This is a genomic window from Gilliamella sp. Lep-s35, from assembly GCF_009795845.1.
Classification (GTDB): Bacteria; Pseudomonadota; Gammaproteobacteria; order Enterobacterales; family Orbaceae; genus Gilliamella.
Genome location: NZ_WTEX01000092.1, coordinates 1 through 323, shown reverse-complemented (window position 1 = coordinate 323; position 323 = coordinate 1). Strand labels below are relative to the sequence as shown.

General features: G+C 41.8%; 1 tRNA gene and 1 rRNA gene. Both read right to left on the bottom strand.

What is annotated here, in order from left to right:
- Positions 1 to 115: 115 nt before the first annotated feature.
- Positions 116 to 191, bottom strand: a tRNA-Glu gene (locus GQ590_RS12175).
- A gap of 52 nt (positions 192 to 243) precedes the next feature.
- Positions 244 to 323 (bottom strand): 16S ribosomal RNA (locus GQ590_RS12170); the annotation flags it as partial.

The window sequence follows — 323 nt, the reverse complement described above, 5'->3', positions numbered from 1 at the left end:
CGTTTCTTTCAGCTTGTTCCTAATTGTTAAAGAGCTTTATCTTTCTATTCACTCATTACAACTAATAAGTAAATACAAACATAATGATTACTAAGAAATAATTTCATCACTTTTATGGCGTCCCCTAGGGGATTCGAACCCCTGTTACCGCCGTGAAAGGGCGATGTCCTAGGCCTCTAGACGAAGGGGACTTAATTATTTCTTCTAAACAAACAATCTGTGTGAACACTTACGAGCACTTCGTAAGGAGGTGATCCAACCGCAGGTTCCCCTACGGTTACCTTGTTACGACTTCACCCCAGTCATGAACCACACCGTGGTAA